Annotated in this window: 20 protein-coding genes and 1 riboswitch; of the genes, 10 read left to right on the forward strand and 10 right to left on the reverse strand. The window is 72.9% G+C overall.

All coding sequences use genetic code 11. From position 1 onward, the window contains the following. Window positions 1-35: 35 nt before the first annotated feature. The 3 genes from MED01_RS03000 to MED01_RS03010 form a co-directional block, all read right to left on the reverse strand. Complete coding sequence (locus MED01_RS03000) at window positions 36-1,043, reverse strand: inorganic phosphate transporter (RefSeq protein WP_238666998.1); 1,008 nt, start codon at window positions 1,041-1,043, stop codon at window positions 36-38. Between the two features lie 4 nt (window positions 1,044-1,047). Then, window positions 1,048-1,674, reverse strand: coding sequence for a DUF47 domain-containing protein (locus MED01_RS03005; protein WP_053655020.1), 627 nt, complete (start codon window positions 1,672-1,674; stop codon window positions 1,048-1,050). A 127-nt stretch (window positions 1,675-1,801) separates the two neighbouring features. Then, a complete protein-coding gene (locus tag MED01_RS03010) occupies window positions 1,802-2,746 on the reverse strand; it encodes a PPK2 family polyphosphate kinase (RefSeq protein WP_238666999.1) in 945 nt (314 codons plus the stop codon). Window positions 2,747-2,938: 192 nt separating this feature from the next. Between MED01_RS03010 and sigJ the strand changes: the two genes are divergently transcribed. Then, the gene (gene sigJ / locus MED01_RS03015) at window positions 2,939-3,904 is read left to right on the forward strand and encodes an RNA polymerase sigma factor SigJ (RefSeq protein WP_238667000.1); all 966 of its coding nucleotides are present in this window, start codon (window positions 2,939-2,941) and stop codon (window positions 3,902-3,904) included. 24 nt (window positions 3,905-3,928) lie between these two features. Here the strand turns inward: sigJ and MED01_RS03020 are convergent, their stop codons facing one another. Further along, window positions 3,929-4,435 carry a DUF402 domain-containing protein gene (locus MED01_RS03020; protein ID WP_238667001.1) on the reverse strand — a complete coding sequence of 169 codons (507 nt, stop codon included), beginning with the start codon at window positions 4,433-4,435 and terminating at the stop codon, window positions 3,929-3,931. A gap of 103 nt (window positions 4,436-4,538) precedes the next feature. Here MED01_RS03020 and MED01_RS03025 point away from each other — a divergent pair, with 103 nt between their 5' ends. After that, a complete protein-coding gene (locus MED01_RS03025; protein ID WP_238667002.1) occupies window positions 4,539-6,743 on the forward strand; it encodes an ATP-dependent DNA helicase in 2,205 nt (734 codons plus the stop codon). A 136-nt stretch (window positions 6,744-6,879) separates the two neighbouring features. Here MED01_RS03025 and MED01_RS03030 read toward each other — a convergent pair whose 3' ends face one another. Continuing rightward, window positions 6,880-8,244: an AI-2E family transporter gene (locus tag MED01_RS03030; protein WP_238667003.1), complete on the reverse strand. Its 1,365-nt coding sequence runs from the start codon at window positions 8,242-8,244 to the stop codon at window positions 6,880-6,882. Window positions 8,245-8,349: 105 nt separating this feature from the next. Between MED01_RS03030 and MED01_RS03035 the strand changes: the two genes are divergently transcribed. Together MED01_RS03035 and MED01_RS03040 are read left to right on the forward strand one after the other, a co-directional pair. Beyond that, window positions 8,350-8,688, forward strand: a complete 339-nt coding sequence (locus tag MED01_RS03035; protein WP_091402887.1) for a GroES family chaperonin — start codon at window positions 8,350-8,352, stop codon at window positions 8,686-8,688. A 93-nt stretch (window positions 8,689-8,781) separates the two neighbouring features. Then, window positions 8,782-8,949: a hypothetical protein gene (locus MED01_RS03040; RefSeq protein WP_238667004.1), complete on the forward strand. Its 168-nt coding sequence runs from the start codon at window positions 8,782-8,784 to the stop codon at window positions 8,947-8,949. 33 nt (window positions 8,950-8,982) lie between these two features. Here the strand turns inward: MED01_RS03040 and MED01_RS03045 are convergent, their stop codons facing one another. Beyond that, window positions 8,983-10,473, reverse strand: coding sequence for a PrsW family intramembrane metalloprotease (locus tag MED01_RS03045; RefSeq protein ID WP_238667005.1), 1,491 nt, complete (start codon window positions 10,471-10,473; stop codon window positions 8,983-8,985). A 23-nt stretch (window positions 10,474-10,496) separates the two neighbouring features. Continuing rightward, window positions 10,497-10,617: riboswitch (SAM riboswitch) on the forward strand. Between the two features lie 46 nt (window positions 10,618-10,663). On the opposite strand from MED01_RS03045, the gene MED01_RS03050 reads away from it, so the two are divergent. Continuing rightward, entirely contained in the window at window positions 10,664-11,923 is a 1,260-nt protein-coding gene (locus tag MED01_RS03050; RefSeq protein WP_238667006.1) for an aminotransferase class V-fold PLP-dependent enzyme, read from the forward strand. A gap of 23 nt (window positions 11,924-11,946) precedes the next feature. Here the strand turns inward: MED01_RS03050 and MED01_RS03055 are convergent, their stop codons facing one another. Continuing rightward, the gene (locus tag MED01_RS03055) at window positions 11,947-13,149 is read right to left on the reverse strand and encodes an FUSC family protein (protein WP_238667166.1); all 1,203 of its coding nucleotides are present in this window, start codon (window positions 13,147-13,149) and stop codon (window positions 11,947-11,949) included. 139 nt (window positions 13,150-13,288) lie between these two features. Here MED01_RS03055 and MED01_RS03060 point away from each other — a divergent pair, with 139 nt between their 5' ends. Then, window positions 13,289-13,945, forward strand: coding sequence for an HD domain-containing protein (locus MED01_RS03060; RefSeq protein WP_238667007.1), 657 nt, complete (start codon window positions 13,289-13,291; stop codon window positions 13,943-13,945). Here the strand turns inward: MED01_RS03060 and MED01_RS03065 are convergent. Beyond that, window positions 13,917-14,201, reverse strand: a complete 285-nt coding sequence (locus MED01_RS03065; RefSeq protein WP_238667008.1) for a DUF4031 domain-containing protein — start codon at window positions 14,199-14,201, stop codon at window positions 13,917-13,919. The two genes, MED01_RS03060 and MED01_RS03065, sit on opposite strands and share 29 nt — an antisense overlap. Before the next feature lie 68 nt (window positions 14,202-14,269). On the opposite strand from MED01_RS03065, the gene MED01_RS03070 reads away from it, so the two are divergent. Further along, window positions 14,270-15,670, forward strand: a complete 1,401-nt coding sequence (locus MED01_RS03070; RefSeq protein WP_238667009.1) for an FAD-binding oxidoreductase — start codon at window positions 14,270-14,272, stop codon at window positions 15,668-15,670. 10 nt (window positions 15,671-15,680) lie between these two features. Here MED01_RS03070 and MED01_RS03075 read toward each other — a convergent pair whose 3' ends face one another. Then, window positions 15,681-16,217, reverse strand: a complete 537-nt coding sequence (locus MED01_RS03075; RefSeq protein ID WP_238667010.1) for a hypothetical protein — start codon at window positions 16,215-16,217, stop codon at window positions 15,681-15,683. A gap of 88 nt (window positions 16,218-16,305) precedes the next feature. After that, a complete protein-coding gene (locus MED01_RS03080) occupies window positions 16,306-18,120 on the reverse strand; it encodes a glycerol-3-phosphate dehydrogenase/oxidase (RefSeq protein WP_238667167.1) in 1,815 nt (604 codons plus the stop codon). A gap of 272 nt (window positions 18,121-18,392) precedes the next feature. On the opposite strand from MED01_RS03080, the gene MED01_RS03085 reads away from it, so the two are divergent. The 3 genes from MED01_RS03085 to MED01_RS03095 all read left to right on the forward strand — a co-directional run bounded on the left by MED01_RS03085 (window position 18,393) and on the right by MED01_RS03095 (window position 22,409). Continuing rightward, complete coding sequence (locus tag MED01_RS03085) at window positions 18,393-21,077, forward strand: S8 family serine peptidase (RefSeq protein ID WP_238667011.1); 2,685 nt, start codon at window positions 18,393-18,395, stop codon at window positions 21,075-21,077. Between the two features lie 69 nt (window positions 21,078-21,146). Then, the gene (locus MED01_RS03090; protein WP_238667012.1) at window positions 21,147-22,082 is read left to right on the forward strand and encodes a GNAT family N-acetyltransferase; all 936 of its coding nucleotides are present in this window, start codon (window positions 21,147-21,149) and stop codon (window positions 22,080-22,082) included. Between the two features lie 78 nt (window positions 22,083-22,160). Next, window positions 22,161-22,409, forward strand: coding sequence for a hypothetical protein (locus MED01_RS03095; protein ID WP_238667013.1), 249 nt, complete (start codon window positions 22,161-22,163; stop codon window positions 22,407-22,409). The last annotated feature ends 28 nt before the right edge of the window (window positions 22,410-22,437 follow it).

A 22,437-nucleotide genomic window follows, 5' to 3' on the forward strand; every position in this document is an offset into this window, starting at 1 on the left:
ACGGTCTCGCCGTAGCCAGGGGCCCGTCCGGAAACTCAGCCGAAGAGCGGGCGGACCACCAGGTACGTGACGCACGCGATCAGCGCGGCGGCCGGGAACGTGATGATCCAGGCGAGCACGATGTTGCCGGCCACGTTCCAGCGGACGGCGGAGAGCCGCTTTGTCGCGCCCACACCCATGATCGCCGAGGTGATCGTGTGGGTGGTGGAGATCGGCGCCTTCAGCACCAGGGCGTTGAAGTAGAGCACCGCGCTGGCGACGGTCTCGGCGGCGAAGCCCTCCGGCGGCCCCAGATCGATGATCTTTCGTCCGAGGGTACGGATGATCCGCCAGCCGCCGGCGTACGTGCCGAGGGCGAGCATCGTCGCCGAGGTCCAGAAGACCCAGCCCGGGATGTGCGTCTTGCTCTCCTGGAAACCACCGGTGTAGAGCGCCAGCACCACGATGCCCATGGTCTTGGCGGCGTCCTGCATGCCGTGGCCTACCGACATGGCGGCCGCCGAGGCGGTCTGCGCCCAGCGGAAGCCCCGGTTGAGCTTGCCCGGCTGCCCCTTCCGGAACAGCCACAGGATCGCCAGCATCAGCAGGTAACCGAGGGTGAGGCCGACGATCGGCGACAGCACCATCGGCAGCAGCACCTTCTCGCCGATGTTGCCCCACTGCACGATGCCGCCGGTGGACAGCAGGGTCGCGCCGACCAGGCCGCCGAAGAGCGCGTGCGAGGACGACGACGGCAGACCGAAGTACCAGGTGATCAGGTTCCAGGCGATCGCCCCGAGCACCCCGGCGAAGACCACCCCGAGGCTGTTCACGCCGGTGGGGAGGGTGACCAGACCGTCGCCGACGGTCTTGGCCACGCCGGCGCCGAAGTGGGCGCCGACGAAGTTGCCGACAGCGGCGAGCCCGAGGGCGATCCGAGGTGTCAGTGCCCGCGTGGAGACGCTTGTGGCGATCGCGTTGGCGGCGTCGTGGAAGCCGTTGGTGTAGTCGAACGCCAAGGCCACCGCGATCACCGCCAACACGGCGATGAGTTCAGGGGACACCGGCTCAGGACTCCTTGACGGCGATGGTCTCGACGGTGTTGGCCACGTGCTCGAAGGCGTCGCAGGCGGCCTCCAACTCGTCGGCGACCTCCTTCATCTTCAGCACGGTCAACGCGTCGTACTCACCGGAGAAGAGCCGGACGAGCAGCTGCCGGTTGATCCGGTCGCCCTCGTTCTCCAGCCGGTTGCACTCGATCCAGTAGTCCTCGAGATCCTTCATCGACTTGAGCCGGGGCATGGCGTCGGCGGTCAGCTTGGCCTGCTGGTCGAGCACGTTGACCATCTCGTGCAGCTCGCGGGGGAGCGCCGGAAGCTCGGTCAGCCCGTACAGGTAGAGCAGGTCGCCGACCGCTTCCAGGTGGTCCATCACGTCGTCCAGCAGCGAGCCGAGCCGGTAGATGTCCTCCCTGTCGAACGGGGTGATGAAGGTCGAGTTGATCTTCTTGTACAGGTCGTGGGTGATCTGGTCGCTGTCGTGCTCGACCTCGGTCAGCCGCTCGCTGACGGACTGCACGTCCACGCCGGGCAGGGCCAGCTCGTTGAGCAGCGCGGTGCCCCGGACCAGGTTCTGCGCGGCCCTGGTGAAGAGCTCGTAGAAGGCGCCCTCGGTGGGGCGGAAGGAAAACTTCACAGCACAGACCTCGTCGCGTCGGTGGAAGGGTGGCGGTGCCCGAGAGCGCCCGCTCGGTGAATGCTAGAAAACGGCAGAACCGGGAATTCGCCGGCCCACCCCTGGCCAGGCACCATTCACCGGTCGTTCACCTGCCGTTCATCTCGGCCGCCCCACCCGCACCCGCTCCCCCAGCCAACAGGCGCTTGCGCTCCCGCGACACGTCGAAATCGGCAGCCGGATACCCCAGTTCGAGCGTGTCGAACGTCTCACGCAGCAGGTGGGCCACCGCCCAGTCCCGGTACCACTTGCGGTCCGCCGGCACCACGAACCAGGGCGCGGCGTCCGTGTCGCACCGGCCCAGGGCCTCTGCGTACGCGGCCTGGTAGTCGTCCCAGTGCCCTCGCGAGTCGATGTCGGAGGGGTTGTACTTCCAGTGCTTGCGCGGGTCGGTGAGCCGCTCCATCAGGCGCTTGCCCTGCTCGGCGTACGAAATGTGCAGCATCACCTTGATCAGGGTGACGCCGCCGCCCTCGGCCAGCTCCCGCTCGAACGAGTTGATCTCGTCATAGCGGGCTCGCCAGGTCGTCTCCGGCACCAGCGAGCCGACCCGGGCGATCAACACGTCCTCGTAGTGCGAACGGTTGAACATCCCCACGTACCCGGGCGGTGGCAGCTCCCGGCGAATCCGCCAGAGGAAGTCGTGCCGCAGCTCCTGGCGGGTCGGCGGCCCGAACGAGCGGATGTGCAGGCCCAGCGGGTTCATCGCGCCGGCCACCCGCTTGATCGTGCCGTCCTTGCCGCCGCAGTCCATTGCCTGGAGCACCAGCAGCACCCGGTGCGCCGGCCGTTCCGACCCGGTCTTGGCCATCGCGAAGAGCATCTCCTGCTGCCGGCCCAACTCCTCGCCGACCAGTTCCACCTGCTCCCGCGCCCAGGTCTTACGGTGCTCGCCGCGGCCCGCGGGCTCCGGCAGGCCGGGCATGGACCGCGGATCGATCGCGCCGAGATCCACCGGCGCGGTGACGCGCAGCAGGTCCCGCACGGAACCGCCGTCCGGCGCCACGATCTGCCCTTGCTGGGGTGCGCTCATGCACGGATCATCGCCCACCCACCGCCGTTCCGCCCGCCGAGAGTCACCTCCTGGACCCGACCCGCTGCCCGGCACCACGCGGTCCCCACCCCACCGACAGCATCGGCCGGCCGGGCCGTTTCGGGGCTGCCGGCGCGGCCCCTCGGCGGGAGGATGTAGGCCGGAGACGCCGACCGGAAGGGGTGGTGGGTCGTGCGGGAGCTGGCGACGGAGTTCGAGGCCGAGCGGGGCCGGCTGCTCGCGGTGGCCCACCGGATGTTGGGCAGCCGCAGCGAGGCGGAGGACGCGGTGCAGGAGACCTGGCTGCGCTACGCCGGGGCGCTGGCCGACCCGGCGGCCCGCGCCGAGATCCGGGACCTGTCCGCGTGGCTGACCACCACCTGCGCTCGGATCTGCCTGGACGTGCTCCGCTCGGCCCGGGTCCGCCGGGAGGCGTACCCGGGGCAGTGGCTGCCGGAGCCGGTGGTGAGCCAGTTGGGCGGCCGGCCGCCGGCCGACGGCTACGCGCCAGACCCGGCGGAGCGGGCGGTGCGCACCGACGAGGTCGGCACGGCGCTGCTGGTGGTGCTGGAGCGGCTCGCGCCGGAGCAACGGGTCGCTCTCGTTCTGCACGACGTGTTCGCGCTGCCGTTCGCGCAGGTCGCGGGGGTGCTCGGCACCACCGAGGTGGCGGCCCGGCAGCTCGCCTCCCGGGCCCGACGGGCGGTCACCTCGCCGGACGTACCCCGGCACACCGCCGACCCGGCCGAGCAACGCCGGGTGCTCGAGGCGTTCGTCGCCGCCACCGAGTCCGGCGAACTGGACCAACTGCTTCAGGTGCTCGCGCCGGACGTGGTCTTCGTCGGCGACTCGGGCGGGCACTTCCCGGCCGCCCGCTGGCCGGTGCTCGGCGCGGACTCCGTGGCTCGCCTCACGCTCGGCCTGTTCGGCCGGACCGGCAGGTACACCGACCGGGTGCTGGCTCGGCCGGTGCTCGTCGACGGCGTTCTCGGCCTGCAACTGGAGACGACGCACAGCGACGGGCGACCGATCCGCCTGGTCACCGCGTTCGCTGTCGACCAGGGCCGGATCACCGCGATCTACAACCAGCTCAACCCGGAGAAGCTGACCGACCTGCCACCGCTGGCGGCGGCGGACGGCTGGCCGCCGCGCTGGTGAGCCGGCGCGGCCGGGCGTGCGGCCTCAGACCACCAGAGCCAACCACTTGCGGTACGCGGTGGCGAACGGCTCGGTGCCGTCGCCCAGGGCCCCCAACAGCCGCTGTGCCGCGGCTTCGGCCTCGGCAACCACGTCGTCCGGGTAGCCGAACCGGGCCCGGTGCTCGGCGAACTCGTCCTCGTCGAGCAGCTCCACCAGGCCGGTGGCCCGACGCCTGACGACGTCCAGGTCCAGGTCGATCAGGTGGACGGTGTCGTCGGACTCCCAGTGGGCCGGGGTCGTGATGTCGCAGTAGACCTCGCTGGTGCGGGGCGGGGGGTTGAACATGCCCGTCCACCAGGCGCGGTGTGGCACCAACAGCACGAACGGGATCTTCTCCACCGACGGCCGGCCGTGGTAGACCGACTCGGTGCCCTCGGGCACGCCGAGCCAGACGCCGAGATCGTCCTCGGCGAGCCGCCGGGCCGGGTAGTCGCGGTGGGCGCTGCCGTCGTACTTGCGGTAGATCACGCGGACCATGTCGCTCGGCATGATTCGCACCCTAACCGATACAGCCCAACGCGTCGTAGCGCGGCCGTAACCGGACGGGGTCGGCCGCAACGCCCGCGCCGGTCGGCATCGCGCCACGCGGCGGATGGGCGCGGTCGGTGTCGGCGGCGCCGGGTACCGTCGCACGGTGACTCCGCCCCGCACCGCCACCGGTTCCGCCACCCCGTCGGCCCGTGCCAAGGGCCGGCGGCGGGGTGCCCGGCCCAGTGGCACCGAGCTGCTGGCGGCGGCGGTCGGCGCGGTGCCCGGCGGCGCTGAGCGCCCCGGCCAACTTCAGATGACCACGGCGATCGAGGAGTGCGTGGCCGGCGGCGAGCATCTGCTCGTGCAGGCGGGCACCGGGACCGGCAAGTCGCTGGCGTACCTCGCGCCGGCGCTCACTGTGGACGGCCCGGTGGTGGTCTCCACTGCCACCCTGGCGTTGCAGTCCCAACTGGTCGACCACGACCTGCCCCGGCTCGCCGACGCGGTCGAGCCGGTGCTCGGCCGTCGGCCCACCTTCGCCGTGCTCAAGGGCCGCCATCACTATCTCTGCCTCGCCCGACTGGACAACTCCACCGAGGAGGAGCCGGAGGACACCCTCTTCGACGCACCCGCGGCGCGCCCCGGCGGCGGGACGAAGTGGCTCGGTGAGGCGGGCCGGCTGGGCAAGCAGGTCGAGCGGCTGCGCGACTGGGCCGAGAAGACCGCCACCGGCGACCGGGACGAACTGGACCCGGGCGTCGACGACCAGGCCTGGCGGCTGGTGTCGATGCCGGCCCGCGAGTGCGTCGGCGCGGCCCGTTGCCCGTTCGGGCAGGAGTGCTTCGCCGAGGCGTCGCGGGCCCGCGCCCGGGAGGCCGACATCGTGGTGACCAACCACAGCCTGCTCGCTGTCGACATGCTCGCCGACCGGCACATCGTGCCGCCGCACAAGTTGCTCATCGTCGACGAGGCGCACGAGCTGGCCGACCGGGTCTCCTCCGCCGCCCAGGCGGAGCTGGTGCCGGAGCTGATCGACCGGACCACCCGGCGGGCCCGTACGCTGCTGCGCCCGGAGACCGCCGAGGCGCTCACCGCCGCCGGCGACGCCCTGGCGGTCGGGCTGGCCGAGGCACCGGCCGGGCGGATCACCGCGGGGCTGCCGACGCCACTGCGGGAGGCGTGCACGCTGCTCGACGCGGCGACCCGCTCCGCCCTGGACGCGATCGGCGACATCAAGTCCGACGATCCCGACCCGGTCCGCAAGCAGCAGGCCAAGGCCGCCCTGGACGAGCTCTCCACCACCGCGCAGCGGCTACTGGAGGAGGGCGACCACGACGTGGCCTGGGTGGAGAAGAACGACAGCGGCAACCGCCGAGCGCTTGTGGTCGCGCCGCTGTCGGTGGCCGGCACCCTCGCCACCCACCTGTACGACGAACGCACCGTCGTGGCCACCTCGGCGACCCTGGCGCTGGGCGGCCGGTTCGACACCGTCGCCCGCGCCCTCGGGCTGGACGCGCCGCCGCCCGCCCCGCCGACCCCCGCCGCTGCCGCACTGGCCGCCCGCACCGGCCCCGGCCGGCCGGCTGCCGAGGCACCGGGCCGTCGCGTCGCCGGCGACGCCACACCGAACGCCGTCGTCCCGGCCACCGAAGGCCCAGGGTGGCGGTCACTCGACGTCGGTTCGCCGTTCGACTACGCCCGGCAGGGCATCCTGTACGTCGCCGCGCACCTCCCCCGCCCCAGCGTCTCCGGGTTGCCCGAGGCGGCCGGGGAGGAACTACTCGGGCTGGTCGAGGCGCTCGGTGGTCGTACTCTGGGGCTCTTCTCCTCCCGGCGGGCCGCGCAGCAGGCGGCGGAGCTGTTGCGCGCGCGGACCGACCTGCCGGTGTTGCTCCAGGGTGAGGAGGCGCTGCCGCTGCTGGTGCGCCGCTTCCGCGAGGAGCGCGCCAGCTGCCTGTTCGGGGTGATGTCGCTCTGGCAGGGGGTGGATGTGCCGGGCGACGCCTGCCAGCTCGTCGTCATCGACAGGCTGCCCTTCCCCCGCCCGGACGAACCGCTGGCGGCGGCCCGCGCGGCGGCAGTGGACGCGGGCGGTGGCTCCGGCTTCGCGGCGGTCAGCGTGCCGATCGCGGCGGTGCGGCTGGCGCAGGGCGTGGGCCGGCTGATCCGGGCGACCGGCGACAAGGGAGTGGTAGCGGTGCTCGACTCCCGGCTGGAGACGGCCCGAGGGTACGGGCCGTTCCTGCGCCGCTCGCTGCCCCCGTTCTGGTACACGACCCGCCCCGAGGTGGCCCGGGGCGCGCTGGAACGCCTGGCCAAGTCCTGACCCGCGCCGTGCCGCACCCACACCGCGCCGCACCCGCGCCGCTCGGGCCGGCCCAAGATCGCGCTCAAACAAGGAAAGAGTGGTCTCCCGCGGTCGGGAGGCCACTCTTTCCTTGATCCTGCGCGATCTCGCGGGTCTAGGGGGCCTGGGAGGCGACGACCACCGCGTCGGGCGGAGTGTCCGGGACCCTGCGGGCGGCAAGCCGGCGGACCGCGGTGTTCAGCACCGCGATGAGCGGCACGGAGACCAGCGCGCCGGTGATGCCGGCGAGTACGACACCGGCGGCGATACCGATGATCACGGCGAGCGGGTGGAGGGCGACCGCCCGGCCCATGATCAGCGGTTGGAGGACATGCCCCTCGATCTGCTGCACGCCGATCACCGCGCCCAGGATAATCAGCGCGGTGACCGGGCCGCTGTCGACCAGGGCCACCAGCACCGCCACGCCGCCGGAGAGCGCCGCACCGACGATCGGGATGAACGCGCCGAGGAAGACCAGTGCGGCCAGCGGGAAGGCGAACGGGATGTCGAAGGCGACCAGGAAGATGCCGATGCCGACCGCGTCGATGAACGCGACCAGCACTGTCGCGCGGACGTAGGCGACAAGCGTCTGCCAGGAGGCGCGGCCCGCGTCGTCGACCTTCCAGCGGGCGGCCACCGGCAGCAGCCGGACCAGGAAGCGCCAGATCCGGTTGCCGTCGCGCAGGAAGAAGAACGTCGCGAAGAGCACCAGCAGCGTGCCGGTCAGCACCTCGGCCAGGGTCGCGGCGGTGCTCAGCGCGCCGCTGGTGAACCTCGAGGTGTTGTTGTTGATCCAGGCCTGCGCCTCGTCGATGTACCTGTCGAGTTGGGTGTCGGAGAGGTGCAGCGGGCCCGTCTTCAACCAGTTCTGGATCTGCCGGACGCCCTCCGACGACTTCTCGCTCAGCTCCGGTACGCCGCGAATGAACTCGTTGACCACCAGCGTCAGCGTGCCGATCACCGCTGCCAGACCGCCGACAAGCACCACCGCCGTCGCCAGCGACCGGGGGAACCGGACCCGCAGCAACCAGCCCACCGCCGGGGCGAGCAGGGCGGAGAGCAGCAGCGCGATAGCCAGCGGAATGATCACGATCTTGACCGTGCCGACGATCCGCAGCAGCGCCCAGGCCACCACGCCGATCACGATCAGTCTCCAACACCACGCGGCGGCGATCCGCAGCCCGTGCGGGACGTCGGCGTCGTCCCGGCTGGAGGTGGAGCTGTGCAGGTCCACCGGAGGTTCCGCGCCGTAGACAGTGGCGCTCGCCGGCGCGGTCGGCCCCGGCACGGCCGGCGACGCCACCCGGGCCGCCTCCGACGTGTCGTTCAACGCATCACTGGAGACGCCCTCGTCGGCGCGCGCCGACGCCTGTCGTGACTGGTAGGCGCGGCGAAGCCGCCCGCGTACCCGCTCGAAGCGGCTCAAGCGCACCTCCTGGCAGAAAACCCGGCCCGCCGACGGCGACAGGTCGGACAGCATACGTCCGTTCCCGACACCGTAGGGCGGTTCCGCCACACAATGCCCCGACCACCTCCGGCGTAACCACCGGCCGGGCACCATCGGCCACACGGTAGCGTCTGCGACGTGACCGCCGACAACGATCTCGACGCCGGCCTGCCGATCCGCCTGCTGCACGACCGCGTGCTGGTGCGGATGGAGGGCAGCGAGGGCGAACGCCGCTCCACCGCTGGCATCGTCATCCCGGCGACCGCCGCCGTCGGCAAGCGCCTCGCCTGGGCCACAGCGGTAGGCGTGGGGCCGAACGTCCGCGCCATCGTCTCCGGCGACCGGGTGCTCTTCGACCCGGACGAGCGCTCCGAGGTCGAGTTGCACGGCCGCGGTTACGTGCTGCTGCGGGAGCGGGACGTACACGCCGTGGCCGCCGAGCGGATCGAGAACGACTCGACCGGCCTCTACCTCTGACGCACCTCCCCCGGCCACCAGGCCCCGTCGCGCACCGTTTGCCCAGCCGCACGACGGGAAGCCATCCGGCGACCGTGGCCCTGGGGAGGGACGATGCCGGTATTCGTGAAGAAGCTGTTGACCTGGGGCAGTGTCGCGTTCCTGATCTACTTCATGGCCTTTCGGCCGGACGGCGCCGCGCAGATGTTCCGGGCGGTCGGGGCCGCGCTGATCGCGATGTTCCAGGGCCTCGGTGACTTCCTCACCTCGCTGATGACCTGAGCCGCACTCCTGGTCAGCCGTCAGCCGTAGCTCTCACTGGTGCGTCGGCGGCCAGGGCGACGCCGGGCGCAGGGCGGGCCAGCCGGGCGGGGCGTACCCCACCGGAGCCGGGGCGGGAGCCAGCACCACCGGGATCGGCACCACCGGCTCGTCCGGCGCGTCCACCGCGCGCTGCGTGCCGTCCGGGAAGCGCAGGTGGTAGCGGCTGCCGTCCCAGACCCCCGCCGGGGCCTGCGGGTCCCGACCCACGAAGAACGACCGGTAATGGGTGATCGCCTCCAGCAGCTCCCGCTCCTCCCGGGCGGTCCGCTCCTGGTCGGCGGGTTTGCGGTCCAGGCCACGCAGCGCCCCGTCGCGCAGCAGGGCCAGCCGGGTCGCGGCGGACTGGTAACCCCGCATCGCCCGCACCCCGGCGTCGCCGGCCACCCGCCGCGCCCAACTGCGGGCGGCGTGCCGTCGGCCGAGACTGCTCAGGGCTGCCACCTCGGGCGGGCTGAGCCAGCCGGCGCGTACGTAGTCGGGCAGGACCCGCTCGGTGAGCCGCCCCTCCCAGGCGCGCAGCCACAGCGCCAGCCCCACGGTGCCGAAGAAGACCGGCACCATGAGCCCCAGGAAGCCGTACAGCATGATCATGGCTTCGCCGGTGGCCTGGGTCAGCGTGGGCAGCAGGTTCCACGTGCCGTGCAGCATCATCGCCAGCAGCAGACCGGCGATCGGGGCGAGCACCCGGATGCGCCGGTCCGCCGTCCGGGAGGCGATACCCAACCCCACACCGGTCATCGAGGTGAAAAGGGGATGGGCGAACCCGAACAGCAGGATCCGCAGAATGAAGATCGCGATGACCTGCTGGATGCCGGTGGCCGGGCCGTACCGGTCGGCGCCGGCCGCGTACCCCAACCCGCCCAGGTAGAGGATGTTCTCCACCATCGCGAAACCGACCGCGGAGAGCCCGCAGTAGACCAGGCCGTCGGTGATACCGGACCACTCGCGGCGGCGGAACACCAGCAGCAGGATCGGGCCCAGCGCCTTGGTCAGCTCCTCGATGAACGGCGCCACCAGCACCCCGGTGAGCGCGGAGGGCAGACCCCAGTCGGCGAAGCGGTTGGCCGCGAAGTCGTTGACCGTGAGCGAGGCGGCGGTGGAGACGAACGCCCCCCAGGCGAAGCAGAAGATCAGATACTTCAACGGCTCCGGTTCGTACCGGTCCAGCCAGAGGAAGCAGGCGACCAGCACCGGCACCGGCAGGATGGCGGCGAGCACCCCGACCAGCAGGGCCTGCACACCGAGCGACTGGCCGAGCGTGAAGACCATGAAGACCGCGCACGCCGCGATCAACAGCACCACCCCGGCCAGCGCCAGGAACCGCCGCCAGCCCAGTCGGCGCAGCGGCATCCGGGGCGTCTCACCCATGGGCGGGACGGCTGGCGCAGGCGGGTCGGCGGGCGACGGCGGCAGCGGTGAACCGGGCGGGGTGTCGGCCATGCGGTCAGCGTAGCCATCCGCCGCCGGCTGGTTCGGTCGCATCGGTAGCAGCTATGCTGCCGGCAGGTCACGAGCGCCAGCGTCAAGCCCCGGCTTGCTGGCCGGCAACCCTCGTCGAGTTCGCGGTGGGGTGCCCCGGGTGATGACCGGGCCCAGCCCGATCGGTGTGCTGGGCAAGCGCGGACCCCGTCCCGATGTCACACCCGGGGTCCCTGACCCCGGAGGTTCCGGCGTGTCCGTCACACTCGTCTCCTCGCTGCCCACCGTGCCGTCGGTGCCGTCCGCGCCGCTCGACGTCCTCGGCGTGCCCGGCGAGATCAACCTGGACTACGCGGCCAGTGCGCCGTGCGCGCGGGCCGCCGCCGACGCGGTGGCCGAGCTGCTGCCCTGGTACGCCAGCGTGCATCGCGGAGCGGGAGCGCTGTCGCGGCGTTGCACCCTCGCGTACGAGCAGGCAAGGCAGACGATCGGCGACCACTTCGGCGCTCGCGCCGACGATCATGTGATCTTCACCCGCAACACCACCGACGCGCTCAACCTGCTGGCGCGGGCCGTGCCGGCCGGCACCACTGTTGTCACGTTCGCCTCCGAACACCATGCCAACCTGCTGCCCTGGCCGCGCGGGTCGGTGCGGCTGCCGGTGCCCAGCGACAGCGACGGGGCGGTACGCGATCTCGCCGCCGCCCTCACCGAGCTGCGCCGGGGCAGCAGCCCGGCGTTGCCGGTGCTGGTGGCGGTGACCGGTGCGAGCAACGTGACAGGTGAGCGGTGGCCGGTCGCCGAACTGGCGCGGGTGGCCCACCGGCACGGTGCCCGGATCGTGCTCGACGCCGCGCAGCTCGCCCCGCACGCCCCGGTCGACCTGCTCGCGCTCGACGTCGACTACCTGGCCGTGTCCGGCCACAAGCTGTACGCGCCGTTCGGCGCGGGCGTGCTGATCGGTCGGGCCGACTGGCTGGACGCCGCCCCGCCCTACCTGGCCGGTGGCGGGGCCACCAGCCACGTCGGGCCGGCCACCCACGACGTGACCTGGGCGACCGGCCCGGCCCGCCACGAGGGCGGCACCCCGAACCTGCTCGGGGCGGTTGCGCTGGCGGCGGTGTGCAGGGCGCTCGACGAGGCGGACCAGGGCGCGCTGGCCGCCCACGAGCAGGCCCTGCTGACCCGGCTACGGGCCGGCCTCGCCGCCCTGCCGCACGTCGTCGAGCTGCGCACCTTCGGCCCGGACGCCCCCCGGGTCGGCATCGTCTCGTTCGTGGTCGCCGGCCGGGACTCCACCGAGGTGGCCACGCGGCTGGCCGCCGAGCACCACATCGGCGTACGGGACGGGTTGTTCTGCGCCCACCCGCTGGCCCGGCGTCTGCTCGGCGAGGCGGCGGGTCGTACCGGCCGTCGGGACCTGCCGCCCACCGCGCTGCGTGCCAGCATCGGGCTGGGCAGCACCGCCGCTCAGGTGGACCGGTTGCTCGCGGCCCTGGCCGAGTTGGGCTGAGGCCGCGCGGCGATGGTCGCCGCTCAGCCGACCGGCGGGGCGGTGGGTGGCTTCGGTGCCTCGCCGGGCTCGGCGGGCTCACCGACCGGGCGCTCCTGCTCACCGAAGGCGGTGCGGATCCACCGGTTCGCCTCCTCCTGCTCGATCCCGGAGGCGACCAGCAGATCGCTCGCTGTGGTGCGGATCTGGGCGATCACCACGCTGCCGGAGAAGCCCACCCCGTCGCCGTACGCCCGGCCGGCCTCGCTGACCGCCCGCAGCGACCGTTCCCGGGCCTTCTCCGGCTCCTCACCGGCGGCGAACTCGTGCTTGAGCAGCCGGACCGACTCGGCGAGGTGACCGATCGCGTCCGGCATCGGATCGGGCACCGGTTCCTCGTCCTCGACCAACGTGACGGACCGGCGGATCAGCGTGCCGCTGTTGCGCATCGCCCGGTCGATCGGGTCGGCCGCCTCGGCGTAGTGGGTCAGTTCGTCGCGGCGGTGCCAGCGAGCCGGCGAGAGGGTGGCCGTCTCCTTCGCTCCCTCGATGGCCTCGCCCAACGTGGCCAACTCCTCCTTGTTGTTGCGCAGCCTCTCCAGTGCGCCCTGGATGGTGGCGCGGTCCCGGTTGCGCAGCCCGTCGGCTGTGGCGTCGAGCTGGGCGGCGAGCAGGTCCAGGGCGGGGCGGGCGGCCCGGTTGATCACTCGGAGCGGGTTCAGTGGCAGCAACACAGCCGTGACCAGCAGCGCGATCCCACCGCCGAGGAACGCGTCGACGAAGCGGGGGATCTCCAGGTTCTGGGTCGACGGGCTCAGCGTCACGATCAGCACCGCCGTGGCCGCCGCCTGGATGACGATGGCCACGCTCGCTCCGGCGAAGATGGTGAGCAGGATCGCCACCGTGACCACCAGGCCGAGCTGCCACGCCCCGGTGCCGAGCAGGTAGATCAGGAGGTCACCGACGGCCACCCCGACCCCCACCCCGACGATCAGCTCCACCGTCCGGCGGAACCGCTGACCGACCGACGCGGCAAGGGTGCCGACCGCGGAGATCGGCGCGAAGACCGGTTGCGGGTTGCCGAGCACCTTGTGCGAGATCAGGTACGCGAGCCCGGCGGCCAGCCCGGCCTGCACGGCGAGTCCGCCGGCCATCCGCACCCGGTGCAGCCGATCGTGCAGGGTGGCCCGGCTGCGGTGGCGCAGCTGTTCGGTGGCCTCGGCGATCCGCGCGCCGTCGATGTCCACCAAACCGTCGCGCAGCGCGGTACGGCGCACCACCGGCTGTCGCTTGTCCCGGGCCACGGCCATGGGCGCGACTACCCGTGGTGGGCCCGCTGAACCCTCCCTTCGGGCGCGTCGAGGGAGGATGCGGCAAACTCGGGCGGTGGTTGATCTGTTGGACCGATGGCGGGCGGCGGCCCGGGGTGCCGGCGCGAGACCCGATCCGGGTACCACCCGGGTCGGCGAGCAGTTGATCGTCCGGTGGCGGGAGCCGCACCGGCACTACCACACGCTGGCCCACCTGACGGCGGTGCTCGATGTGGTGGACCAGCACGCCGACCTGGCCACTCGGGCCGACGCGATCCGGCTGGCGGCCTGGTTCCACGACGCGGTCTACGACCCCCGGGCCGCCGGCGACGCCAACGAACGGGACAGCGCCGCGCTGGCCGAGAACATGCTCACCGGGCTCGGGGTGCCGGCGCCCACTGTGTCCGAGGTGCGCCGGCTGGTGCTGCTCACCGCCGGGCACGCTGTGGCACCGGGCGACCGGGACGGCGTGCTGCTCTGCGATGCGGACCTGTCCGTGCTGGCCGCGCCGCCGGCCCGCTACGAGCGTTACGCGGCGGCGATCCGCCGGGAGTACGCCCATGTGCCGGAGCCGGCCTTCCGGGTTGGGCGGGCCGCCGTGTTGACTGGCCTACTGTCGCTGCCCGCGCTGTTCCGGTCGCCACGGCTGGCGAGCCGGTGGGAGGAGCCCGCCCGGGACAATGTGCGCCGGGAGCTGGCCACCCTCACCGGGGCACCAGGGAACGCCCGTTGACCAGGTGCTTCGGCCGACGCAGGTCGGCGGCGCGGAGCAACCGGACCAGCTCCCGGCTCGGCACCACCTGGGCACCGAGCCACACCGCCGCCGCGAACCGGTCGGCCGGAATGTCGTAGTGGTCCCTGTCGAAACCGCGCCGGGGCGCACCCAGCGCCTCGGCGAAGGCGTGCAGCTCGGCGTACGAGACGTCACTGATCAGGTGCGACCAGAGCCGACCGCGCCACGGCCAGGCCGGCCGGTCCAGGTAGAGCATGGTGCCCAAGTTATCCCGCCCAGTCGATCATGTTGATGATCGCCGGTCGGCGACTTAGCCTCGGCTGCATGGCTTCCACCGCGCTCCTCGACGACCTGCGCGCCGCGCTCGGTGACGACGCCGTGCTCACCGACCCGGACCTGCTGCGCATGCACCAGCGCGACGAGGCCGACCTGTGCGACGCGGGCGTCCCGTTCGTGGTGACCCGCCCACGCGACACCGAGCAGGTGGTCGCCGTGATCCAGGCGGCGGCGCGGCACGGCGTACCGGTGGTGCCGCAGGGCGCGCGGACCGGGCTGGCCGGCGCGGCGAACGCGGTGGACGGCGCGGTGGTGCTCAGCACCGTCGCGATGAACGAGATCCGGGAGATCGATCCGGTGAGCCGGATCGCCGTGGTCCAGCCGGGGGTGGTCAACGCGGCGCTGGCCGGGGCGGTGGCCAAACAGGGCCTCTGGTACCCGCCGGACCCCGGCTCCTGGGAGTCGTCCACCATCGGCGGCAACGTGGCCACCAACGCCGGCGGCATGTGCTGTGTGAAGTACGGAGTGACCACCGAGTACGTGCTCGGCCTGGAGGTGGTGCTCGCCTCCGGCGAGGTGCTGCGCACCGGCCGGCGTACGGCGAAGGGGGTGGCCGGCTACGACCTGACCCGACTGTTCGTCGGTTCGGAGGGCACCCTCGGCGTGATCACCGAGGTGACCGTCGCGCTGCGGCCCGCCCCAGCCGACTCGCTGACCCTGGTGGCGGTCTTCGGATCCACCGCCACGGCCGGCGCGGCGGTGGCCGAGATCGCGGCTCGCGGGCTCACCCCCAGCCTGCTGGAGTTGCTGGACCAGACCCACCTGCGGGCGATCGAGGCGTACCAGCCGATGGGGTTGCGGACCGACGCGCAGGCCCTGTTGTTGGCTGCCGTCGACACCGGCTCCCGGGCGGCGGACGACCTGGCAGCGCTGGCCGAGGTGTGCGAGGCCGTCGGCGCCGACGAGGTCTACGCGGCCACCGACGCGGTGGAGGCGGCGGCGCTGCTCCAGGCTCGCCGGCTGGCCCACCCGGCGATGGAGAAGTTCGCGGCGGACGCCTACCCGGGCGGCAACGGCGGTCTGGTGATCGACGATGTGGCGGTGCCGCGCGGCGCGCTCGCCGCGCTCCTGGACGGAGTCGCCCGGATCGCGGCCGAGTGTGAGGTGCCGATCGGCGTGGTGGGGCACGCCGGGGACGGCAACATGCACCCGAACATCGTGGTCGACCGGGCCGACCCGGCGAGCGTGCAGCGGGGTCGACGGGCCTTCGACGAGATCATGCGGCTCGGCCTGGACCTGGGCGGCACGTGCACCGGCGAGCACGGGGTGGGGCTGCTCAAGCGGGACTGGCTGGCCCGGGAGATCGGGCCGGTCGGTGTCCGGGTGCATCAGGCGATCAAGTCGGCGCTCGACCCGGCCGGCCTGCTCAACCCGGGCAAGGTGCTCTGACCGGCTGTGGTCAGCCCTTGACCTCGGCCGGGGTCGCCTGGGTGAGCAGCAGCAGGATCTCCCCGGCGACCGGCGTGAGCTCCTCACCCGGGCAGTCCTGCGAGGTGATCAGCCCGGTGGACGTGATGAGGCTGGACGTCAGCGCGTCGATACAGGTCGTCCGGTACCGCCGGGCCTGATCGGTCTCGTCGGCCAGCCTCGGGTTGGCGAGCAGCACCTGGAGCCGTTCGGTCAGCTCCGGTGCGAGGGTGCCCCGGGAGGTCACGCCGTCGCCGGCGCAGTCGACGCACTGCCACGCGCCGTTGCGCTCCACGCTCAGGGTGCGCATCGGCCCGTCTTCGCCGAGCCGCTGGAGCAGGCTGACCTGACCGGCGGCGACAGTGGTGGGGATCTCCAACTGCGATCCGCCACCGGCCGTGCCGGCTGTCGGTTGCGCCACCGGGGTGCTCGGCTTGTCGTCCTCGAAGAGGGAGCACCCGGTCAGGGCGCCGACGAGCGCGACGGCGAGCAGGGGTACGAGCAGGCGAGGGCGCGCGCGGGGTAGCACGCGCGGAAACCTACCCCACCGTAGGTAGCGTTCGAAACCACCATCCGGGCCGGTATCGATGGTTACCCATCGGTAACGTCGCAATTCGTCATCGAGCGGACGGGCGCAGCTCCGCCTGATCGTCGTCGCCCCGGTCGGCCGCGTAACCCCGGACGTCCGGAGCGCCGAGGCGGGCAGCGTCCGCCGCCGCGTCGTCCGGCATCAACTGGGACTGCCGCTCCGCCTCCACCCGGGCCCGGTAGTGCTCGACCTCGCGTGCCCGGGTGGCCGCGTCCCAACCGAGCACCGCGCCCATCAACTCGGCGGTGTGCTCCGCCGACTCCAACCCCCGGTGGCTGGTCTCGAACGAGATCCGGGTCCGCCGGGTCAACACGTCCTCCAGGTGCAGCGCACCCTCGGCCCGCGCCGCGTACGCGACCTCCGCCGCCAGATACTCCGGAGCACCAGCCAGCGGGGACGCCAGCAGAGGATCGGCGTCGACCAGCGCCAGCAGGTCCAGGGTGAGGGTGCCGTACCGCTCCAGCAGGTGCTCCACCACGCCCACCGGCACACCGTGCCGGCGTGCCAGGTCGGCCCGGTCCCGCCACATGGCCGGGTACCCGTCGGCGCCGAGCAGCGGCAGGTCGGCGGTGCGCGACGAGCGAGCGCCACCGAGTCGGCGAGCGGCCCGGTCGACCACGTCGGACGCCATCACCCGGTACGTCGTGTACTTGCCGCCGGCTACCAGCAGCAGCCCGAGCATCGGCTCGAAGACCGCGTGCTCACGGGAAAGCTTCGAGGTCGAGTCGGCCTCGCCGGCCAGCAGCGGCCGCAGCCCCGCGTACACCCCCTCGATGTCGGCGGTGGTGAGCGGCCGTTCCAGCACTGTGTTCACCTGCTGAAGGAGGTAGTCGATGTCGCGGGCCGAGGCGGCCGGGTGGGAACGGTCCAGTCGCCAGTCGGTGTCAGTGGTGCCGATGATCCAGTGCCCGCCCCACGGGATGACGAAGAGCACCGAACTCGCCGTACGCAGGATGAGCCCCGTCTCACCGGTGATCGCCGAGCGGGGCACCACCAGGTGCACCCCCTTGGAGGCGCGCACCCGGACGCCGGGCCGCAGGCCAACGTCGTTGAGCATCCGGGACATGTCGTCGCTCCACACGCCGGTGGCGGCGATGACGGTGCGGGCCTGCACCTCGAACTCCGCGTCCGGCGACCCCAGCGGCGCCTCCAGGTCCCGGACGCGGACGCCGGTCACCTCGCGCGCCTGCCGGATCAACCCGACGGCGCGGGCACTGCTCACCACAGTGGCGCCGAGGCTGGCAGCGGTGCGGGCCAGGGTGACCACCAGCCGGGCGTCGTCGACCTGCCCGTCGTAGTAGCGGATCGCACCGGCCAGCGCGTCGGCCCGCAGACTCGGGAAGATCCGCCGGGCACCCTCCCGGGTCAGGTGACGGTGCAGGGGCATGCCCCGCCCTCCGCCGAAGACCCCGGCGAAGGCGTCGTACGCGGCCACTCCGGCGCCGTAGTACGAGCGGCGGAAGACCCGGGCCGGCAGGTCCCGCAGGCCCCGTCCAGCCGGCAGCGGCACCATGATCGGCACCGGGCGGACCAGATGCGGCGCGAGCCGGGTGGCCAGCAGGCCGCGCTCGGTGAGCGCCTCGTGGACCAGGTGGAACTCCAACTGCTCCAGGTAACGCAGGCCACCGTGGATGAGCTTGCTGGAGCGGCTGGACGTCCCGGCGGCAAGATCACGCGCCTCGACCAGCGCCACCTTCAGGCCACGGGACGCCGCGTCCAGGGCGGCACCGGCTCCGGTCACCCCGCCCCCGATGACCAGCACGTCGAAGCGCTCGGCACGCAGTCGACGCAGGTCGGACGCACGGCGGACCGGTGAGAGCTGACCGGCGACGGATCGGGAGATATTGGGGTCACGCACCTGTCCACCGTAACCGTCGGGCCACCGTGTCGACATTTGCCGCCCGCGCCGGGCGACTTCACGTCTCGCCGACGATGACGTCCCGCTGCCGTCGACGCGAGCCGCTTGATCTGATCAACGGCCAGCAGAAATCGGAGATCTTGGACAGTTTCCGTTAACCAGGCCCGCCCCACTAACGGAAACTGTCCAAGATCTCCTCAACTCTTCGATGAGGCAGTCGGTTCGAAACGGTTCACCGTGGTCGTAAGGTTCTCGGAATGCAAGGTCAGCCTGGGCACCCCGGAGTCAGCGCTCGCAATTCCCCGTGGCCGGTGGTCGCGGCAGTGCTGGTCGGCTGCTGGACGGTCGCGGTCACAGTGGGCACCCAGACCGGTGGCTGGCTCACCGATCAGGTGCTGCTGGGCTTCGGGCGGGACCGGCTCGGCTGGCTCTGGCCGGTGCTCGGCCTGGCCACCGTCGTGCTGGCCGGTACGCCCGCCCTGCTGCTGGCCCTCCTGCCCCGATCGGGCGCGGTCCGGGCCACTGGGCGGGCCTGGCTGATCGGGGCACTCGCGCTCGGCGTGCTCACACTGCTGCGGGTCGTGCCGCAGGTGCACCACGAGGCGTATCTCGCCGCGCTGGCCGGCGCGGCGCTGCTCAGCGCGCTCACCGTGCGCTGGTCGATGCGACGAGCGTCTCGTTCGCATGTCGGCACCGCGCCCGACGCCACCGCGTCGACGGCCGTCGCTGGCGCGCCCCTGAACGCCGAAGCCGCCGGCAACCCCGGGCCGCACGCTGACACCGCACGCGCCGAAGCCGCCGGCAACCCCGGGCCCAACGCCGACACCGCCCACGCCGGAACCGTCGGCAACCCCGGGCCCAACGCCGACACCGCCCGCGCCGGGGCCGCCAGCAACCCGGGGCCGAACGCCGACACCGCCGCGACGGTCGGCGGGGGTCCGCAGCTGGTCGGGCTGCGGCGGGGGTCGCCCGGCCCGGTGCCGCTGCTCGCGGTCGCCGCCGGGTTGGCGCTGCTGCTGCCGTGGGCCTGGCTGGGCGCGCTCGGCGGTCTCCTGGAGACCGCGCTCGCGCTGCTGGCGGCCGCCGCGCTCGGGGTGCTCGCCGCGACTGTGCTGGATGCCCCCTTCTGGGCCGCGTTCGCGGTTGGGCGACCGCCCCGGCCGGCACGGCTGGTGCTGGTCGGCGGCCTGGTCGCCGGGGTGGCGCTGCTGCTGCTCGCGGCCGGGACCGGCCAGTCCGGCGCGCAGTTGCCCGCGCTGCTGACAGTGCCGCCGGTGGGTTTCGCGCTGGCCGCGCTCTGGGCGGCGACCTGGCGGCCCGACGCCGATCCGGCCGAGGCCACCCGCGCCGGCCGAACGGCGACCGGCTGGCTCGTGGGCCTCGCCGCGCTCGGCCCGCTGGCCTTCACCGACCCGGAAGAGATCAGCCTGCTGCTGGTCGGCACCCGGGACGTCCCGTTCTGGGTGGCGGCCGCCGCCGGCGTCGGGCTCGCCGTCGCGGTACTGGTCGCCATCGGGTACGCGGTGCTGCTCGCCCGGCCGACGGCACGCACCCCGAACAGGCGGGTCGCCGCGGTGGCGGCAGTGGCGCTGCTGGTGGCGTTCGGGGCTGTCGACCTCGGCCCCGGCCAGCCGGGCCTGTACGGCGAGCGGCTGTTCGTGGTGCTGCGTACGCAGGCCGACCTGAGCGGTCTGCCGGCCGCCGCGCCGGGTCGGGCCGGGCGGGACGCCCGCGCGGCGGAGGTCTACCGGCGGCTGGTGACGACCGCCGAGCAGAGCCAGGGCAGCCTGCTCCGGGGGTTGAACCGGCTGCGCCTCGACCCGGTGTCGTACTACCTGGTCAACGCGGTCGAGGTGGACGGCGGCCCGGCGGTGCGGGCCTGGATCGCCCGCCGACCGGAGGTGGCGCGGGTGCTGGTCAGCCAGCGCCTGCGGCCACTGCCGGCCCCGGCCGGGCAGAGCCGGGGCGCCCTGCCCAAGCCCACCGGCCCGCAGTGGAACATCCGCCAGATCGGCGCCGACCGGGTGTGGTCCCAGCTCCGGGCCACCGGCACGGGCATCGTGGTCGGCAGCTCCGACTCGGGGGTGGACGGCACCCATCCGGCGTTACGGGCCGGGTTCCGTGGTGGGGACGACTCCTGGTACGACCCGTGGAACGACACCCGGAGCCCGACCGACCAGGGCGGGCACGGCACCCACACGGTGGGCAGCGCGGTCGGGCGGGACGGCATCGGGGTGGCGCCGGACGCGCAGTGGGTGGGCTGCGTCAACCTGGACCGCAACCTCGGCAGCCCCGCGCACTACCTGGACTGTCTCCAGTTCATGTTGGCGCCCTTCCCGGCCGGCGGTGACCCGTTCACCGACGGCCGTCCGGAGCGCGCCCCGCAGGTGCTGACCAACTCGTGGGGTTGCCCGCCCATCGAGGGTTGCGACCAGCGCGTTCTGCGGCCGGCCACCGCGGCCCTCGACGCCGCCGGGATCTTCGTTGTCGCTGCGGCCGGCAACACCGGCCCGTGGTGCGCGTCGATCGACGATCCGCCCGCCCCGTACCCGGACGTGCTGACAGTGGGCGCGGTGGACGCCAAGCGGCGGGTCGCCGAGTTCTCCTCGCGCGGGCCGGTGCCGGGTGGCTCGGGTAAACCGGACGTGCTGGCACCGGGGGTGGGGGTGGTGTCGGCCATGCCGGGCGGCACGTACGCCGCGCTGGACGGCACGTCGATGGCGACCCCGCAGGTGGCCGGCGTGGTCGCGCTGATGTGGTCGGCGAACCCGGCGCTTGTCGGTGACGTGACCCGGACCCGGCAGATCCTCCGGGACACCGCCACTGCGGCGACGCCGACCTATCGCTCCGACAGCCCGTCCGACGCCTGCGGCGCACCGTCGAACGTCACCGGCGCCGGCGAGGTCGACGCCTACGCCGCCGTTCAGGCCGCCCAGCAATAGGCAGGTCTCCTTACTGAAGCGCCGTGCCGGGGGTGCGACACGACATTCGGTGATCTAGGGTCGGCGACCATGGACGCCGAGATCACCGTCACCGAGCTGACCGCCGACCTGGTCACCAGCGTCGTACAGCTCTGCCAGCAGTCGCTCGACCTGCCCGAGGACTCCGCCGAAGCGGCTTCCATAGTGGACGTGCTCTGGACCCGGGCCACCACGGACCGGCCGGTGGTCGGGCTCGGCGCGTACCGAGGTGCGGACCTGGTGGGGGTGCTGATCTGTTCGGTGTCATCGACCGAGCCGGGGATCGGGCACGTGGACCTGGTCGCTGTCCTTCCGGACCAGCGGCGTCGGGGCGTCGGCCGGGCACTGCTCCAGCGGGCCGAGCGGGTGCTCGCCGAGCGTGGGGTGACCGAGGTGCTGCTGGCCGGAAACCCGCCGTACTACGCGTGGCCGGGAATCGACGTCCGCTACACGCCGGCCGTCTGCGCCGCCCTCGCGCTCGGCTACCAGCAGGACCGGACCGCATGGAACATGACAGCGGACCTGTCGTACGACGGGTCGCCGGCACTGCGGTCCACGGAGGCGACGGAGCGGCGGCTGGCCGATCAGGGCGTCACGGTACGCCGGGCGGAGCCGGCGGATCTGCCGGCGCTTGTCGCGTTCGCCAGGTCCACCTTCGGCGGAACGTGGGACGGAGAGCTGGCCGGGTCGGTCGGGCGCGCCGACGCCGGTTGCCACCTGGCGGAGCGGGACGGCGAGGTGCTCGGCTTCGCCGCGTACGGGTCGTCCCGGCCGAGTTGGTTCGGGCCGATGGGCACCGCGCCGGCCGCGGAGGGCTCGGGCATCGGTGGGGTGCTGTTGCGGCGCTGCCTGCGCGACCAGCGGGCGGCGGGGCTGGATCGGGCACAGATCGGCTGGGTAGGGCCTGTGCCGTTCTATTCGGGCAGCGCGGGTGCGTGGATCGAGCGGGTCTTCTTCCTGTACCGGCGAACCCTGCCCAGGGCGTAACCGGGGCAAACAGGACATAGATCCATTCGCCCGCACCGGCCATCGACGCCCCCTACCGTTTCGGTAGAGGAGGCAGCCATGACCGCGGATGACAACCAGACCGAGGACGGCCCGCCGATCACCTGGAAACCGGTGGGTGAACTCCCCGGCCAACTGCCGTTCGACAGGCTCGACTACGGCGACGCCGAGCAACTGGCCGAGATGACCACCGACGGTGAGCCGTCGGCGGCCGAGGAGCCGCAGGAGATGGTGGACGCGCCGATCCAGCTGCTTCCGCCGTACAACCGGGCGCAGAAACGGCGCAACCAGCGCCCACTACCGACCTGACGACGAACGGGGCGGACCGCGTCAGCGG

Source organism: Micromonospora alfalfae (assembly GCF_022230925.1).
Taxonomy (GTDB): domain Bacteria; phylum Actinomycetota; class Actinomycetes; order Mycobacteriales; family Micromonosporaceae; genus Micromonospora; species Micromonospora alfalfae.